The organism is Isoptericola sp. NPDC055881, assembly GCF_053615895.1.
Genome location: NZ_JBSHCR010000008.1, coordinates 60,574 through 75,367 on the forward strand (window position 1 = coordinate 60,574; position 14,794 = coordinate 75,367).

General features: G+C 71.9%; 13 protein-coding genes and 4 tRNA genes. 13 read left to right on the plus strand and 4 right to left on the minus strand.

All coding sequences use genetic code 11. The features are described from left to right. Positions 1–79: 79 nt before the first annotated feature. The 8 genes from ACWGKI_RS04310 to ACWGKI_RS04345 all read left to right on the plus strand — a co-directional run bounded on the left by ACWGKI_RS04310 (position 80) and on the right by ACWGKI_RS04345 (position 9,268). Positions 80–1,390, plus strand: a complete 1,311-nt coding sequence (locus ACWGKI_RS04310) for an ABC transporter substrate-binding protein (protein WP_452184969.1) — start codon at positions 80–82, stop codon at positions 1,388–1,390. Between the two features lie 70 nt (positions 1,391–1,460). After that, on the plus strand, positions 1,461–2,345 hold the full coding sequence (locus tag ACWGKI_RS04315; RefSeq protein WP_452184971.1) for a carbohydrate ABC transporter permease: 885 nt from the start codon (positions 1,461–1,463) through the stop codon (positions 2,343–2,345). Between the two features lie 4 nt (positions 2,346–2,349). Continuing rightward, on the plus strand, positions 2,350–3,249 hold the full coding sequence (locus tag ACWGKI_RS04320; protein ID WP_452184973.1) for a carbohydrate ABC transporter permease: 900 nt from the start codon (positions 2,350–2,352) through the stop codon (positions 3,247–3,249). Positions 3,250–3,251: 2 nt separating this feature from the next. Next, positions 3,252–5,870 carry a family 78 glycoside hydrolase catalytic domain gene (locus ACWGKI_RS04325; protein ID WP_452184975.1) on the plus strand — a complete coding sequence of 873 codons (2,619 nt, stop codon included), beginning with the start codon at positions 3,252–3,254 and terminating at the stop codon, positions 5,868–5,870. Then, a complete protein-coding gene (locus ACWGKI_RS04330) occupies positions 5,867–6,904 on the plus strand; it encodes a family 43 glycosylhydrolase (RefSeq protein ID WP_452184977.1) in 1,038 nt (345 codons plus the stop codon). The genes ACWGKI_RS04325 and ACWGKI_RS04330 overlap by 4 nt, the downstream gene beginning before the upstream one ends. A gap of 166 nt (positions 6,905–7,070) precedes the next feature. Then, complete coding sequence (locus ACWGKI_RS04335; RefSeq protein WP_452184979.1) at positions 7,071–7,517, plus strand: hypothetical protein; 447 nt, start codon at positions 7,071–7,073, stop codon at positions 7,515–7,517. Positions 7,518–7,526: 9 nt separating this feature from the next. Further along, complete coding sequence (locus ACWGKI_RS04340) at positions 7,527–8,627, plus strand: sensor histidine kinase (protein ID WP_452184981.1); 1,101 nt, start codon at positions 7,527–7,529, stop codon at positions 8,625–8,627. Next, complete coding sequence (locus ACWGKI_RS04345; RefSeq protein WP_452184983.1) at positions 8,624–9,268, plus strand: response regulator; 645 nt, start codon at positions 8,624–8,626, stop codon at positions 9,266–9,268. The genes ACWGKI_RS04340 and ACWGKI_RS04345 overlap by 4 nt, the downstream gene beginning before the upstream one ends. A gap of 60 nt (positions 9,269–9,328) precedes the next feature. On the opposite strand, the gene ACWGKI_RS04350 is transcribed toward ACWGKI_RS04345, so the two are convergent. Together ACWGKI_RS04350 and ACWGKI_RS04355 are read right to left on the minus strand one after the other, a co-directional pair. Continuing rightward, positions 9,329–9,400: transfer RNA gene (locus ACWGKI_RS04350), tRNA-Val, on the minus strand. 61 nt (positions 9,401–9,461) lie between these two features. Further along, the gene (locus tag ACWGKI_RS04355; RefSeq protein ID WP_452184985.1) at positions 9,462–10,328 is read right to left on the minus strand and encodes an aminotransferase class IV; all 867 of its coding nucleotides are present in this window, start codon (positions 10,326–10,328) and stop codon (positions 9,462–9,464) included. A gap of 163 nt (positions 10,329–10,491) precedes the next feature. Between ACWGKI_RS04355 and ACWGKI_RS04360 the strand changes: the two genes are divergently transcribed. Continuing rightward, positions 10,492–10,986 carry a hypothetical protein gene (locus tag ACWGKI_RS04360; protein ID WP_380241224.1) on the plus strand — a complete coding sequence of 165 codons (495 nt, stop codon included), beginning with the start codon at positions 10,492–10,494 and terminating at the stop codon, positions 10,984–10,986. A gap of 13 nt (positions 10,987–10,999) precedes the next feature. Continuing rightward, entirely contained in the window at positions 11,000–12,565 is a 1,566-nt protein-coding gene (locus ACWGKI_RS04365; protein ID WP_452184987.1) for a multicopper oxidase family protein, read from the plus strand. Between the two features lie 7 nt (positions 12,566–12,572). Here the strand turns inward: ACWGKI_RS04365 and ACWGKI_RS04370 are convergent, their stop codons facing one another. Together ACWGKI_RS04370 and ACWGKI_RS04375 are read right to left on the minus strand one after the other, a co-directional pair. Beyond that, the gene (locus ACWGKI_RS04370) at positions 12,573–13,172 is read right to left on the minus strand and encodes a dihydrofolate reductase family protein (protein WP_452184989.1); all 600 of its coding nucleotides are present in this window, start codon (positions 13,170–13,172) and stop codon (positions 12,573–12,575) included. A gap of 29 nt (positions 13,173–13,201) precedes the next feature. Further along, positions 13,202–14,353, minus strand: coding sequence for a chorismate-binding protein (locus ACWGKI_RS04375; RefSeq protein ID WP_452184991.1), 1,152 nt, complete (start codon positions 14,351–14,353; stop codon positions 13,202–13,204). A 146-nt stretch (positions 14,354–14,499) separates the two neighbouring features. On the opposite strand from ACWGKI_RS04375, the gene ACWGKI_RS04380 reads away from it, so the two are divergent. From ACWGKI_RS04380 to ACWGKI_RS04390, 3 genes are all read left to right on the plus strand, one after another. Beyond that, positions 14,500–14,572: transfer RNA gene (locus tag ACWGKI_RS04380), tRNA-Gly, on the plus strand. A 54-nt stretch (positions 14,573–14,626) separates the two neighbouring features. Beyond that, a tRNA-Cys gene (locus ACWGKI_RS04385) sits at positions 14,627–14,697 on the plus strand. An 8-nt stretch (positions 14,698–14,705) separates the two neighbouring features. After that, a tRNA-Val gene (locus tag ACWGKI_RS04390) sits at positions 14,706–14,780 on the plus strand. The last annotated feature ends 14 nt before the right edge of the window (positions 14,781–14,794 follow it).

Genomic DNA, 14,794 nt, shown 5'->3' on the forward strand with positions numbered 1-14,794 from the left:
ATCAGCATTGAAGCGGTTCAAGAACACCGTCTGGCGCCGCGATGAAGCGCTCCAAGATGGACCCTTTCAAGGAGGAAACGTGTTCACTACCCAGCGAGTCAGCCGCATCACCGCGGCCGTCGCGACCGCAGGCATCTCCGCGCTCGCCCTGACCGCCTGCTCCGGCAGCGACTCCGGCGGCGGCGCCGGCGCTGGCAGCGACGAGTTCACTTACCTCGGCTCCAACGACAACACCACCATCGTCGGCACGCTCAAGTCGCTCGCCGCCGACCAGTGCTCCGCCGAGAACGACGCGGCCCCCCTCACGCCGGACGCCATCGACGGTTCCAACTGGGACCAGCAGATCCAGCTCCTCGCGGGCCAGGACGCCCTGTCCAACATGTCGATGGCCGGCGGCACCCCGACGATGATGCAGGAGCTCATCGACGCGGGCCAGGTGGTGAACCTCAGCGAGGAGCTCGCCGACCTGGGCGTCGAGGACAAGGTCCTGCCCGCTGCGGAGTCCACCATCAAGGCGCTCTACGGGTCCGACGACCTGTACGCCCTGCCCAGCGAGTTCAACATCGAGGGCTTCTGGTACAACAAGCAGATCCTGGCCGACAACGGCATCGAGCCGCCGCAGACCTGGGACGACCTCGTCGCCGCGGCCAAGAAGCTGGACGCCGCCGGCGTGCAGCCGTTCATCGCCGCCGGCCAGGACGGCTGGCCGGTCACCCGCCTCGTCGGCAACTACATCTTCCGTGACCTCGGTCCTGACGCGCTGCAGAAGGTGGCCGACGGGGAGGCCTCCCTGACCGACCCGGAGTACGTCGCGGCTGCCGATGCCGTCGCGGACCTGGGGCGCGCGGGCTACTTCGGCGACGCCGCCGGGTCGATCGACTACAACACCTCGCTCAGCCAGTTCCTCACCGGCAACGGCGCCTTCCTCTACATGGGCTCCTGGGCCGTGGCGAACTTCAACGACCCCGAGCAGAACCAGATCGGCGTCGACAACATCGGCTTCGCACCGTTCCCGGCGGTCGAGGGGGGCGCCGGCAGCATCGACGCGGTGCCCGCCAACGTCGGCATCCCCGTCATGTTCACCACCGCCCAGTACGGCAAGGCTCAGAAGGACTGGCTCGGCTGCGTCGCAGAGAACTACGGACAGACCGCCCTGGACGAGTTCGGCCAGGTCACCGGCTTCGAGGTCACGAAGGCCGAGGGCCAGAGCGACCTGACCACCCTCGTCCAGGACACGATCGCCGACGCCCCCAGCTCGGTGCTGTGGTTCGAGGCGCTCTTCTCGCCGGAGGCGACCACGGTCAGCCAGAGCAACGGCGGCGGACTCGCCACCGGCGACCTCACCGGCCAGGAGTTCATGAAGCTCGTCCAGGACGCCAGCGGCAACTGACCACCGCCGCGCGGGGGGTGGACACGTCCGACGCCCTCCACCCCCCGCACCGATCACGGAGAGCCCACCCATGCGACAAGTCCTCGGGGACCGCCGCGCCGTCGCGCTGCTGCTCGGTCCCGCACTCCTCGTCTACACCCTCGTCATGCTCGTCCCGATCTTCTGGTCGGTCGGCTACACCTTCGCCGACGGCAACGCCATCCGCGGATTCGAGTTCGCCGGACTCGGCAACTTCGTCAAGTTCTTCGGTGACCCCACCGCCCACGACGCTGTCCTGTTCACCATCAGGTACGCACTCGTGCTGACGATCCTGCAGGTCGGCCTCGGCTACGCGCTGTCGCTCCTGTACGTCTTCCACCTCAAGCGGTCCTCGGCGGTGGTCCGTACCCTCGTCTTCTTCCCGGTCATCCTGCCCACCGTGGCCGTCGCGCTGCTCTTCCGGCGCTTCTTCGAGGCGGCACCCACCGTGGGACCGGTCAACACGATCATCCAGGCCCTCGGTGGCCCGAACATCGACTGGTTCGGCGACCCGACCGCGGCATTCTGGGTGATCATCCTGCTGGATCTGTGGCGCTCGATGGGGTTCTACGCCGTGCTGCTCTTCGCGGGCGTCGTCGAGATCCCTGACGAGGTCATCGAGGCCGCACGGATCGACGGCGCCGGCGGGTGGCGCCTGGTGCGTTCCGTCGTCGTCCCGCTCTCCGCGCCGGTCCTGATCTCCGCCGTGATCTTCTCCATCAACGGCACCCTGAAGGTCTTCGACACCATCGTCGCGCTGACCAACGGCGGGCCCGGCAGCTCCACCACGCCCCTGACGGTCTACATGTTCCAGACCGCGTTCAGCTACGGCAACTACGGGTACGGCTCCACCATCGCCCTCATGCTGACCATCCTCTGCCTCGTCGTCACCGTCGTGATCTTCAACTCGACGCGCCGCGACCTCACCAAGGGGTGACCCGATGACCACCGACACGCTGCGCACCCCGCAGCTCACCCCCGCGCCCACCGTCACCCGTCGGCCCCGGCGCGCCCGCCGCACCCTGCGGAACCTGCCCGTCCACATCGGCGTCACGCTGCTGCTGATCGTCGTGGTCTACCCGCTGGTGTGGCTGCTCCTGGGCTCCTTCAAGACGCAGAACGAGTTCCTCTCCGCCCCGTTCTGGTCCCTGCCCCAGCAGTGGAGCCTCGACAACTACGTGGAGGCGTTCGTCGGCGGCGGGCTGGCCGGTTACATCGTCAACTCCGTCCTCGCCGTCTTCCCGTCCCTGGCCCTGATCGTGCTGCTCGGCACCGCGGCGGGGTTCGCGCTCGAGGTCATGGTGTGGAAGGGCCGCGGCCCCGTGCTGCTCCTCTTCCTCGCCGGGATCATGGTCCCGGTCCAGATGATCCTGCTCCCGCTGTTCACGATCTACTTCAACCTGGACCTCACCGGCACCCTGTGGCCGCTGATCATCACCTACGTCGCCATCGGCATGCCGTTGACGGTGTTCATGATGGCGACCTACTTCCGCGCCGTGCCTCGCGAGGTCTTCGAGGCGGCCACCATCGACGGCGCGAACGTCTACCGGTTGTTCTGGTCCGTCGGCCTGCCCCTGGTGCGCAACGCCGTCTTCACCGTGGCGCTCGTGCAGTTCTTCTTCCTGTGGAACGACCTGCTGATCTCGATGACCTTCGTCAACAGCCCCGGACTGCGGACCATCCAGGTCGGACTGCTCAACTTCACCGGCTCCTACGGCTCGGTGGACTACGGGCCCATGTTCGCGGCGATCTCCGTGAACGTGCTGGGCACGCTGCTGCTGTACCTGTTCCTCAACCAGAAGGTCATGAAGGGCCTCACAGCAGGCTCGGTGAAGGGATGACGATGCGCACCACCACGCCACGCGTGGAACACCGTCGCGACGGGTTCGGTCTGGGCACCTCGGTGCCACGACTGAGCTGGACCGTCGAGGGCGGCACCGGGACCCAGGCTCGAGCCGACGTCGAGGTCGTTCGGCACGGACGGCGCGAGACCGCCGTCGTGCACGGGCCCGACCAGGTGCTGGTCGACTGGCCGTTCGCCCCCCTGGCCTCCCGCGAGCAGGTCGCCGTGCGGGTGCGGGTCACCGCCGACGACGGCACCGTCGCACGCTGGAGCGATTTCCTGACCATCGAGGCCGCCCTGCTGGACCGAGCCGACTGGAGGGTCCCGCTGGTCGTGCCGTCGCCGAGCGCGATGCGCGGCGTCGGCCCGCGCCCCGCCCATCTGCTCCGTGCCCAGTTCACCGTGGAGCGGACCCCGGTGCGCGCGCGCCTCTACGCCACCGCGCAGGGGGTCTACCGCGCCGAGCTGAACGGCGCCGAGGTCGGCGACCAGGATCTCGCGCCCGGATGGACCAGCTACGACCACCGGCTGCGTACCCAGACCTACGACGTCACCCCGCTCCTGAGGTCCGGTGACAACGCCCTCGGCGTCGAGATCGCCGACGGCTGGTTCCGCGGCCGGATCGGGTTCGACGGCGGCGTGTGGGATCTGTACGGGTCGCACCTGGGCCTGGTCGCCCAGCTCGAGCTCACCGACACCGACGGTGCGGTGCGCATCGTCGACCTGGACTGGCGGACCACGGCCGACGGCCCGACCGTCGCGACGGCGCTCTACGAGGGCGAGACGTACGACGCGCGCCGCCACGACCCGGCCTGGTCGCTCGCGGGGTTCGACGACACGACCTGGCGTCGGCCCGAGATCCGCCCGCTCGGCTCGGTCACGGCGCGGCTCGAGCCGGCGGTCGGAGACCCGGTCCGGCAGGTCGAGCGACTCGCCCCGGTCGCGGTGGAGCGCCGCGCCAACGGGCGCATCCGGCTCGACTTCGGGCAGAACGTCTCCGGACGCGTGGAGATCCGGGTGTGCGGGGCGGCGGGCGCGACGGTGCGGCTCCATCATGCCGAGGTGCTCGAGAACGACGAGCTCGGCACCCGTCCCCTGCGCACGGCCACGTCGACCGACACCTACGTCCTGCGTGGCGAGCCGGGAGGCGAGGTCTACCAGCCGCGGTTCACGGTCCACGGCTTCCGTTACGTGGAGCTGGAGGGCTGGCCCGGAACGTTCCAGCGCAGCGACGTGCATGCCGTCGTCGTGCACACCGACATGGCACGCACGGGCTGGTTCGCCGCGAGCGACCCGCTGCTCGAGAAGCTGCACGAGAACACCGTGTGGTCGATGCGGGACAACTTCGTCGACCTGCCCACCGACTGCCCGCAGCGCGACGAACGGCTGGGCTGGACGGGCGACATCCAGGTATTCGCCCCAGCCGCGACCTACCTGTACCGCAGCGGCGGGGTGCTGGACAGCTGGCTGCGCGACGTCGCCGACGAGCAGGGGCCGGGTGGGTCCGTCGAGGGCGCACCCGACGGTGCGGTGCCCAACTTCGTGCCGTGGGTGCCGTGCGGCTTCCCGTCCGACTCGACCGCAGCCTGGGGCGACGCGGCCGTCGTCGTGCCCTGGACCATGTACGAGCGCTACGGCGACGCCGGCATCCTCGCCCAGCAGTTCGACTCCATGTCCGGGTGGGTCGACCACCTCGCCTCCCGTGCCGACGACGACGGGGTGGTGCGGTCCGGGTTCGGCCTCGGCGACTGGCTCGACCCGGCCGCGCCGCCGGACGATCCTGGAGCCGGCCGCACCGACAAGCACCTCGTCACGACCGCCTACATCGTCCGGTCGGCTCGGCTCCTGGTCCAGGCCGCCGAGGTGCTGGGCCGCGATGACGTCGCGGCCCGCTACCGCAAGGTCGGCGAGCGGTCCGCTGCCGGCTTCCGGACCGCCTACGTCCTGCCCGACGGACGCCTGGCCCACGAGTCGGTCACGGGCTACGCGCTCGTGATCGCGTTCGGCCTGCTGGCCGACGACGGGCAGCGCGAGGTCGCGGGACGCCGGTTGGCCGAGCTCGTCCGGGACGGTGACCACCGCATCCAGACCGGGTTCGTCGGCACGCCGATCGTCTGCGACGCCCTGGCCGACACGGGGCAGATGGACACCGCCTATCGGCTCCTGCTCGAGCGGGCGTGCCCGTCGTGGCTCTACCCGGTGACGATGGACGCCACCACGATCTGGGAACGGTGGGACTCGATGCTCCCGGACGGGAGGGTCAACCCGGGCGACATGACCAGCTTCAACCACTACGCCCTCGGCGCGGTGGTGGACTTTCTCCATCGCGTGGTGGCCGGCCTCGCACCCGCCGCCCCGGGCTACCGGCGCGTCCGGGTCGCACCGCGGGTGGGCGGCGGGCTGACCAGCGCCTCGGCGCGCCTGGACAGCCCGTACGGTCGGATCGAGACCGGTTGGACGCGGCGGGGCGACGAGGTCGAGGTCCTCGTCGAGGTGCCGTTCGGTGTCCGGGCCGACGTCGTGCTGCCCGACGGCGCGACGCACGAGGTGGGAGCGGGACGGCACGTGTGGACCGCCGCCGTGATCGAGGACGTACCCACCGTGGAGGAGGCGCGATGAAGGACGCGATCACGCCCGGCGAGGTGTGGCTCGACACCGACGGCAAGCGGATCCACGCCCACGGAGGCTCGATCATCACCGTCGGTGACACGTTCTACTGGTACGGCGAGAACAAGGAGCTCTCGACGCCGGGCAGCGGAATCTGGCACTGGGGGGTGCGCTGCTACTCCTCGACCGACCTGTACCGCTGGACCGACCGCGGGCTCATCGTGCCGCCGGAGCCGGACGACCCGGACTCGCCACTGCACCCCAGCACGGGCATGGACCGGCCGCACATCGTCTACGACGAGAGCACCGGGCGGTACGTGTGCTGGCTGAAGGTGATGTCCAAGGGATCGGTGCAGCGGTCCACCGTCCTGGTCGCCGACGACATCCTCGGGCCGTACCGGCGCGTGCGGTCCGGCCTGCGCCCTCTCGGGATGAGCGCCGGGGACTTCGACCTCGTCGTCGACCCCCACGACGGCAAGGGCTACTACATCTTCGAGCGGGTGCACTCGGAGATGATCGTGGCGGACCTGAGCGACGACTACACCGACGTCACCGGGTACTACTCGACGCACTTCCCCCAGCCGCAGCCGCCGCTGGTGCGCGAGGCGCCGGCGTACTTCCACCGGAACCGCAAGCACTACCTCCTCACCTCGGGCACCACCGGCTACTACCCGAACCCGTCGGAGGCGGCCGTGGCGGACACGTACCACGGCCCCTGGACCGTGCTCGGGGACCTGCACCCCACCGACACCGACCGGAACTCCTTCCGGTCGCAGATCAGCTCGGTCTTCAAGCACCCGGGCAAGGAGGACCTGTACATCGCCCTCGGCGACCGGTGGCTGCCCCGGTACACGGCGGACTCGTCCGAGGCGATCACCGCCTTCACCGAGCACTTCGCCCCGGGAAGGGACGGTGACGAGCCCATGGAGGAGTTCGCGCACGTCGACCCCTCGGTCGCCGACTACGTCTGGCTGCCGATCCGGTTCGACGGGGATCGCCCCGTCATCGAGTGGCACGACGAGTGGCGCATCGAGGACTACGCCTGAGGTCCACGCCACCACCCGCCGCGTGCTGCTCGCCGTCGCGGCGCCGTGGGCCGTCGGTTGCCGGCGCCAGCCGTCCTCGCGGTCCGTCCCGGCACCAGCCGATCGATGGTGAGGTCGCACCGATCGGTCGATCCACGGTGACGGCCCCCGCACGCAGCATGAGGGCATGACCCAGAACCTTGCCGCCGCTCACGCTGCCGCCGATCGTGTTGCGGCCGATCTCGCCCGCCGCGCCGCCTTCCGCCCGATCCTGCGCCTGCTCGTCGCCTTCCTCGGGCTCAGCGCGACGATGATCGTCGCCCTGATCGTCACGACGCTGCTCGTCGGGCCCGTCGACGTCGCCGTGTGGATCCGGTGCTCGTTCGTGCTCGCCAGCGCGATCGTGCAGCTCCTGTTCGCCCGCGGCGCGGCCCGCGGCTCGCGTGCCTCCTGGGCACGTCTCGCGATCATCGCGCCCGTCATCGTGGTCGCGGTCGTCGTGGTCGTCTCGATCCCAGACTTCCTGCCCGCCTGGGTCCGCGTCGAGCAGGCCGTGTGCGGCGCGATCGTGCTCCCCGTGGCGGTCCTCGCGCTGCTGCCGCGCGTCCGCACCCTGTTCCCCCGACACGCGTAGGGTCGGGCCGTGTCCGCACTGCACCCGCGCTGGCGCGTCGTCCTCACGACGACGCCGTACGTCCTGCTCGGCGTCCTGGCGCTGTTCACCCTCGTGATGCAGTGGGGCCAGTGGGCGCAGCTCGGCCCGACGCTGGCGCTGTGCGCCGGCACCGCCCTGTGGGTGCTGGTCCTGCGCGACCTGCCGTTCGGGTGGCACGGGCACCCGACGACGAGCGCCGTGCTCGTGGGCGGCATGATCGTCCTGAACCTGCTGCTCGTGCTGCGCGACGGCTGGTTCGGGTTCCTCACCGTGGCGACCTTCTCGTTCGCGTACTCGATGGTCCCGTGGCCGTGGGAGCTGCTTCCCGTCGGCGCCACCGCGGTCGTCGCGGGCTGGGCCCAGAGCTCGGGCTTCGGGCACGACACCGTCGGCATCGTCGCGACGGCAACCGTGGTCACGCTCAACGTCGTCGTGATGTGCGGGCTGTCGTGGGGCCTCAGCCTCGCCCAGCGCCAGACCCAGCAGACCGCCACCGAGGCTGAGCGAGGGCGACTCGCCCGCGAGATCCACGACACCCTCGCGCAAAACTTCGCCGGCATCGTGACGCAGCTTCAGGCGGCGGAGCAGGCGGTCGACGACGGCACGCGAGCAAGGCACACGGATGCCGCGCTCGCGCTGGCACGCGACGGCCTCGCCGAGGCCCGCCGCTCGGTGCAGGCGCTCAGGCCGCCCGCCCTCGACGCCACCCGACTGCCGGAGGCGCTCGCGAACGTCGCACGCACCTGGTCCGCCCGCACCGGTGTCCCCGTCGAGGTCGTCACCGGTGGCGGCGCGCAGCTGCGCACCGAGACCGAGGTGGCCCTGCTGCGCACGGCGCAAGAGGCGCTGGCGAACGTCGACAGGCACGCGGCGGCGCACCGCGTGTTGCTCGAGCTGCGCACCGTCGGCGGCCGCGCCCGGCTCGAGGTGCGCGACGACGGCTGCGGCTTCGACGCATCCGCCGACCCCGCCGGCGCCGGCTACGGCCTGCTCGCCATGCGCGAGCGCATCGAGTCGCTGGCCGGCGCGCTCGTCGTGGAGTCCCGGCCCGGGCTCGGCACCGCTGTGCGCGCGGAGGTGCCCGCATGAGCGGTCACGTCGCAGCGCCCGTGCGCCTGCTCGTCGCCGACGACCACCCGGTCGTGCGCGACGGGATCGTCGGCATGGTCGCGACCGACCCCGGGGTCGAGGTCGTCGGTGAGGCGTCGGACGGCTCCCAGTCGGTCGCCCTCGCGCGCGTGCTCGACCCCGACGTCGTGCTCATGGACCTGCGGATGCGCGGCATGGACGGGGTTGCCGCGATCCGCGAGTTCGGCCGGCTCGGCATCCGCGCACGCGTCGTCGTGCTCACCACCTACGACGCCGACGCCGACGTGCTGCCCGCCATCGAGGCGGGGGCGACTGGCTACCTGCTGAAAGACGCACCGCGGGACGAGTTGCTGCGCGCCATTCGCGCGGCCGCGGTCGGCGACGCGGTGCTCGCGCCCTCGGTCGCGTCGCGGCTCGTGCGCAGGGTGCGCTCGCCGGAAGCATCCGTTCTCACTCCCCGCGAGCTCGAGGTGCTCGCGCTCGTCGCCGACGGCACGACGAACCGCGCCGCCGGAGAGCGCCTGCACCTCAGCGAGGCGACGGTGAAGACGCACCTGATCAGCATCTACGCCAAGCTCGGGGTCGGCGATCGCGCGGCCGCGGTCGCCGTGGGGTTCCGGCGCGGCCTGCTCGAGGGGTGAACGCGACAAGAAGGCCCTCCGACCAGCGCTTCTGCTGGTCGGAGGGCCTTCTCTCGCGGGTGGGCGATACTGGGTTCGAACCAGTGACCTCTTCGGTGTGAACGAAGCGCGCTACCACTGCGCCAATCGCCCGGTGCGTGGACGATATTAGCCACAGATCGGGCGGCGGACCAAACCGGCGCCTCCGGCACCGTCAGGGGTCGAGGCGCTCGCGGCAGTTGCGCTCGAACACCTCGCGCGCGGCGCGGGACACCTCGCCCACGGCGACGTCGGCGCCGTCGAGCCACACGACGGGCTGCACGTTGCGCCCCGAGGACGTGAGCGTGAGCTGCGACCGGCCCTGGGTCACCTCGTCGAGGACGGTGAACGGCAGCTCGCCCTCCTTCGCCTCGCGCACGGGCAGCCCCTCCTCGGCCGACCACTCCAGCACCAGGGCACGCGTGATGCCGGCGAGGCACCCGGACTCGAGGGTGGGCGTGACCAGCTCGCCGTCCCGCTCGACGAAGACGTTCGACCCGGTGCCCTCGCACAGGTCGCCCACGGTGTTGGGCAGGATCGACTCGTCGCCGCCCTTGCGCACGGCGTCCGCGAGCGCCACGACGTTCTCGGCGTACGACGTCGTCTTGAGGCCGGCGACGGCGGACCTCTCGTTGCGCGGCCACGGCGAGCGGGCGGAGCGCGAGGTCGGGGCCATCGCCGAGTCCTGCACGGCGACGACGACCGTCTGCGGGGCGTCGACCCGCCCGGACCCGAGCGGGCCGATCCCTCCGGTCACGGTGATGCGCAGGCGGCCGTCGAACGGGCCGTCGGCCCGCACGGCCTCGGCGAGGACGGCGGCCACGCCGTCGCGCACCTTCTGCTCGTCGGGCGCCGCGAGGCCGAGGCCCTGCGCCGACCGCGCGAGCCGCCGCAGATGGCGGGTCAGCGCGAACGCCTGCCCGTCGAAGACCGTGCACGTCTCGAAGACGCCGTCCCCGACCGTGATGCCGTGGTCGACGGCGCTCAGCGCCGCCTCTCCCTGACCGACAAGGCGGCCCTCCGCCCAGATCACCAGACTCATGAGGGCCAGTGTGCCGGACGTCGCACGCCTTCGGCATGATCCTCGTGCCCCCAGTTCACCCGCGCGTTCACCCCGGGTGGTCGTATCGCGTGCGGGGCGGGCGCCTCACCATCGGAAGGAGGGGCCGCGACGGCGCGGCCCCGGTGACTTCGAGGTGATCTCAGTGAGACAGGTCTTCCGCACTCTGGCGTACGTCGTCGCCGCGGGCGTCGTCGTGCAGGCCGCCGTGATGGTCTATGCCGTCGCCGGGCTGGGGCTGTTCATCGACGACGGCGGCGTGCTCGACCAGGCCGCGATGGAGCAGAGCGGTTCCGGACCGTCGCTGTTCCCGGAGGAGGTCGGGTTCATGCTCCACGGCGTGAACGGGACGATGGTGCTGCCCGTCGTCGCGATCCTGACGCTCGTCGCGTCCTTCTTCGCCGGAGTCCGGGGTGCCTGGCGGTGGGGGCTCGCGATTCTGCTGCTCGTGGTGCTGCAGGTGACGCTCGGCCTGGCCGGGCACAGCGTCCCGTTCCTGGGCGCGCTGCACGGCGTCAACGCGCTCCTGCTGTTCGGCGTCTCTCTGTACACCGGGTGGCGGGTCGCGGCGCGCGGCAGGCTGCCTGGCACGGCGCCCGCTGCGACCGGCGGCGCGCCGGTCGAGGGCCTCGCGTCCTGAGGGCGGCGGGACGATGACGGCGCGTGCGTCCGCGATCCTGCGGCGCGTCGTCGCGGTCCTGCTCGCGGCCGCCGTCCTCGTCCCGCTCGCGCTGCTCTGGCAGACCAGCCGGGTCCCGGGGAGCTTCTCGGTGGCCGACGCCGGCGCACCCGAGCGCGGCAGCGGACCGCGCGTGACCAGCCTCGACGCTCATGGTGGACATGGCGGCCACGGCAGCGATGGCCGCGACCGCGGCCATGGCGCCTCGGCGGCAGCAGTAGGCGTCGACGAGCTCACCGCGCCGTCGGGACCGGCGGACGTCCGGCTCACCCTGACGGCGCGGTCCGAGCAGGTGGAGATCGCGCCGGGTGTCACGATCGACGCGTACACGGTCAACGGGTCGACGCCCGGCCCGACCGTGCACGCCACCCAGGGCGACCTCGTCGAGGTCCGGTTCGTCAACGAGAGCGTGCCCGGCGGCGCCACGCTGCACTGGCACGGTGTCGACGTCCCGGGTGCCGCGGACGGCGTCGCGGGGGTGACGCAGGACGCCGTCCCCGTGGGCGGCTCGTTCACCTACCGGTTCGTCGCCGCCGACGCGGGCACCTACTGGTACCACTCGCACCAGGTCTCGCACGAGCAGGTCCGCAAGGGTCTCCTCGGCGCCGTGGTGGTCAGCCCCGACCCGGCTGCGGAGGTCGCGGGCGGTGCGCAGGTGGCGCGCCTGCTCGCCACGGCCGTCGACGTGCCCGCGCTCGTGCACCAGTACGGGGCTCGTCGCACGGTGCAGGGCACCACCGGCGACCTGCCGGTCGAGGTGTCCCCCGGCCGGGCCGCGCGGGTCCGCGTGGTCAGCACCGACAACGGCAGCCTGCCGGTCTGGGTGAGCGGCGCCTCGTTCCGCCTCCTGGCGATCGACGGGTCCGACGTCCACGAGCCGCCCGAGGTGCACGACCAGGCCGTCGTCGTACCCGCGGGGGGCCGCGCCGACCTGCTCGTCGTCGCCCCCGCGGACGGGTCGGCCGCGCGGGTCGAGCTCGGCGGCTCCGCCGGCGTGGTCGTCGGACCGGCGGGCGAGGAGCGTGCACCGGAGCCTCGGCCGACCACGACGCTCGACCCGTTGTCGTACGGCACGCCCGCCCCGCTGGGCTTCGACCCCCAGGACGCGACGCGCAGCTTCCCGTACGTCATCGGCCGGGCGCCGGGCTTCCTCGACGGCAAGCCCGGGCTGCACTGGACGGTGAACGGCCACACCTACCCGGACGTGCCCATGTTCACGGTCGCCGAGGGCGACGTGGTCCGGATGCGGATCGACAACCGCAGCGGGGAGCCGCACCCGATGCACCTGCACGGCCACCACGTCGTCGTGCTGTCCCGCGACGGCGTGGCGGCGAGCGGCAGCCCGTGGTGGGTGGACTCGCTGGAGGTCGGCGACGGCGAGGTCTACGACATCGCCTTCGTCGCCGACAACCCCGGCATCTGGATGGACCACTGCCACAACCTGCCGCACGCGACGGAGGGCCTCGTCGCGCACCTCATGTACGAGGGGGTCACGACGCCGTACCTGCTGGGCCACGACACCGGCAACGTCCCCGAGTAGCGCCTGGTCAGCGACGCAGCACGAGATGCGTCACCTCGGGGGTGACCCGGCCTCCGGCGGCGCGCAGCGCGTGGTTCCCGACGCCGTCGAACAGGCGCACACCCTCGACCCCGAGGACGACGGGCGCGATGTGCAGGCGCAGCTCGTCGACGAGGTCGGCGGCGAGGAACTGCCCGACCGTCGTGGCGCCACCGGCGATGGACACGTCCCGGTTGCCGGCGGCCTCGCGTGCGCGGTCGAGCGCCTCCTGCGGGCCGCCCGTCACGAAGTGGAAGGTGGTGCCGCCGTCCATCTCCAGCGGTTCGCGCTCGTGGTGGGTGAGCACGAAGACGGGCGCGTGGTACGGCGGGTCCTCGCCCCACCAGCCGCGCCAGCCCAGGTCCCACTCCCCGCGCCCGGGGGTGAACATGTTGCGGCCCATGATGAAGGCGCCCGCGGCCGTGATGGCGTCGAGCTCGGCGCGGTGGGCGTCCGCGTGGTCGAACATCCACGCGTGGATCTGCTCCCCGCCGCCCACGCCGTCCCCGAACGGCTGCTCCAGGTTCTGGTTGAGCCCGGCCGAGTAGCCGTCGAGGGAGATCCCGATGTCGCACGTCACCTGTGTCATGCCCGTCCGACGTCGGCGGACGCCGGAACTCATCGGTCGACGGGCACGGGAGGCGGCACCTCGGGGGACGACGACGCGAGGCCGACGAGGCGCGCGGCCTTGAGCTCGGTCTCCTGCCACTCCTTCGCGGGGTCGCTGCCCCACGTGATCCCGGCGCCGGTGCCGAAGCGCAGGACGCCGCCGCCGGGTCCGTCGGTCCACCAGAACGTGCGGATGCCGACCGCGAGCTCGGCCCGTCCGGCGTCGCCGTCCACCCAGCCGACGGCGCCGCAGTACGGGCCACGGGCCACGGGCTCCAGCTCCGCGACGAGGCGCAGCGCGGACGACTTGGGCGCGCCCGACACCGACCCGGGCGGGAACGTGGCCTCGAGCGCCCGTCCCCAGCGGCCCGGCCCGTCCAGGTCCGGGTCGAGCCGGCCCTGCACCCGCGAGACGAGGTGCACGAGGCCGGGGTGCTCCTCGACGGCGAGCAGGTCGGTGACGTCCACCGTGCCGGGGCGGCACACGCGCTGCAGGTCGTTGCGCACGAGGTCGGTGATCATGACGTTCTCGGCCCGGTCCTTCGCCGTGAGCCCGTCGGGCGTCCGGGCGGTGCCCTTGATCGGTCCCGAGGCCAGGACAGGGCCAAGGAGGGACAGGTACAGCTCGGGCGAGGCGCTCACCACCCAGACGGGGTCGAGCCCGCTCGACGCCGGGACGTGCACGGCGGCGGCGTACGGGGCGGGGTTGCCGGCGGCGAGCCGAGCGGCCAGGGCGGCGGCGTCCGGCTCGACGACGCCGTCCGGCGTCGCACCGGCCGGGAGGGGAGCGGAGAGCACACGGCAGACGTTGACCTGGTAGACGTCCCCGCGCCGTACCCGCTCACGGACGGTCCCGACCGCGCGCACGTACGCGTCCCGGTCCATGGAGGTGCGCCAGTCCGACGGCGCCGGGCCGTGCCAGTCGTCCGTCCGTGGGGGCGCGGGGCGCGAGGGCTCGGCGGCGACCTCCGCGAACCGCCACGCGCGTGCACGGCCGCCCCGGCGTGTGGTGCCGTCGCGGCCGAGGTCGGCCTCGAAGTCGACGACGACGAACCACAGGCCCTCGTCCAGCCGCTCCGGCTGCTCGGCGAGGTCGACGCACTCGACGGCGCGCGTCGCGCGGCGTCCGGCGAACGTGGCCCAGGAGGTCGGCGCGGTCACAGGAGCACGCTAACGGCTCCGGCGCGGCGACCAGCGTGGCGCCGGGGAGGCACCGGCGAGGCGATTGGACGGACCGTCAAGGGTCCACTAATGTTTGGGGCGCGCCAGAACGGCGGTCACCGCAAGGTGTCCAAGTTCCTGGTCGTGCGGATGTGGCTCAGTTGGTAGAGCATCACCTTGCCAAGGTGAGGGTCGCGGGTTCGAGTCCCGTCATCCGCTCGGAGGCCCACTCTCTGATCGACTCGCGATGAGCGTCGGGAGAGCACGTCTCAAGGTGGGTTGGCCGAGAGGCGAGGCAGCGGCCTGCAAAGCCGTATACACGGGTTCGAATCCCGTACCCACCTCGCAGCATGGGCGATTGGCGCAGCGGTAGCGCGCTTCCCTGACACGGAAGAGGTCACTGGTTCGATCCCAGTATCGCCCACCAGCACGACGAAGCCC